The 1,860-nt window shown below is 65.3% G+C and carries 1 protein-coding gene; it reads right to left on the reverse strand.

Annotated features, from left to right (window positions below):
* On the reverse strand, positions 1 to 1,860 hold a 1,860-nt coding region (gene dxs / locus OO12_RS21010; RefSeq protein WP_200887529.1), incomplete at both ends, for a 1-deoxy-D-xylulose-5-phosphate synthase.

Below are 1,860 nucleotides of genomic sequence, written 5' to 3' on the forward strand. Positions count from 1 at the left end.
TGCCTTTAGTACGGTATCGACGATGGCGTCGGCGTCGAGGCCGGCTTCGGCATATTGGGTATCGGGCTTGTCCTGGTCCTGGAAGATGTCGGGCAGGCGCATGGTGCGGATCTTGAGCCCGGCATCGACCAACCCGGTATCGCTGGCGAGCGTCAGCACATGCGCGCCGAGACCGCCGACCGCGCCCTCCTCGATCGTCACCGCGACCTCATGCGTGGTGAGCAGCTTGCGGATCAGCGCCTCGTCGAGCGGCTTGGCGAAGCGCAGATCGGCAACCGTCGTGCTCAGCCCCTTCGCATCAAGCGCATCGGCCGCCTTGAGCGCCTCCGCAAGGCGCGTACCGAGCGACAGGATCGCCACCTTCTTGCCCTCGCGCACGATCCGGCCCTTGCCGATCTCGAGCAGTTCCGGAACCATGGGCAGCGCGACCCCGGTGCCGTTGCCACGCGGATAGCGCACCGCGATCGGCCCGCTGTCGTGCATCGCGCAGGTGTGCGTCATATGCACCAGTTCGGCCTCATCCGCTGCCGCCATCACCACAAAATTGGGCAGCGTCGCAAGATAGGTCACATCGAAGCTGCCGGCATGCGTCGCACCATCGGCGCCGACCAGCCCGGCACGGTCGATCGCAAAGCGCACCGGCAGGTTCTGGATCGCCACATCGTGCACCACCTGGTCATAAGCGCGCTGCAGGAACGTCGAATAGATCGCGCAGAAGGGCCGCATACCCTGCGCGGCGAGACCCGCCGCAAAGGTCACCGCATGCTGTTCGGCAATGCCGACATCGAAGAAGCGCTCGGGATAGGCCGCCGCGAACTTGTCCAGCCCCGTCCCCGACGGCATCGCCGCGGTGATCGCGCAGATGCGCGGGTCGCTCGCGGCCGCTGCGACCAGCGCGTCGCCAAAGACATTCTGGTACGCCGGCGGCCCGGGCGGCGCCTTGGCCTGGGCACCGGTGATCACATCGAACTTCTGCACACCGTGATATTTGTCCGCCGCCGCCTCGGCCGGGCCATAGCCCTTGCCCTTCTTGGTCACGACATGGACCAGGATCGGCCCTTCCGCCGCGTCGCGGACATTCTCCAGCACCGGGATCAGGTGATCGAGATTATGCCCGTCGATCGGACCGACATAATAAAAGCCCAGTTCCTCGAACAAGGTCCCGCCGGTCGCCATGCCGCGCGCGAACTCCTCGGCCTTTTCCGCCGCCTGATGGACGCGGCGCGACAGCTTGCGGGTCAGCTTCTTGGCCAGGCTCCTGAGACCCAGATACTCGCTCGACGACACCATCCGCGCCAGATACGCCGACAATCCGCCGACCGGCGGCGCGATCGACATGTCATTGTCGTTGAGGATCACGATCAGCCGGTTGCCCGCGCGCGCCGCGTTGTTCATCGCTTCATACGCCATGCCCGCGCTCATCGCGCCGTCGCCGATCACCGCGATCCCCTTGCCCGGCTCGTCCTTGATCTTGTTCGCAATCGCAAAGCCAAGCGCCGAGGAGATCGAAGTCGAGCTGTGCGCCGCGCCGAACGGATCATATTCGCTCTCGCTGCGCTTGGTGAACCCTGACAGCCCCCCACCCATGCGCAACGTGCGAATCCGATCACGCCGTCCGGTCAGGATCTTGTGCGGATAGCATTGATGACCAACGTCCCACACCAGCCGGTCGCGCGGCGTGTCGAACACATAATGGATCGCGACGGTCAGCTCGACCACCCCCAACCCCGAGCCAAGATGCCCGCCAGTCGTACCAACCGCGGAAATCGTCTCCGCGCGCAGTTCGTCGGCAAGCTGCCGCAACTGGGCCACCGGGAGTCTGCGAAGATCCGCAGGATTATGTACCGTATCGAGCAACGG

The sequence above is a fragment of the Sphingomonas sp. ERG5 genome, assembly GCF_000803065.1.
Lineage (GTDB): Bacteria > Pseudomonadota > Alphaproteobacteria > Sphingomonadales > Sphingomonadaceae > Sphingomonas.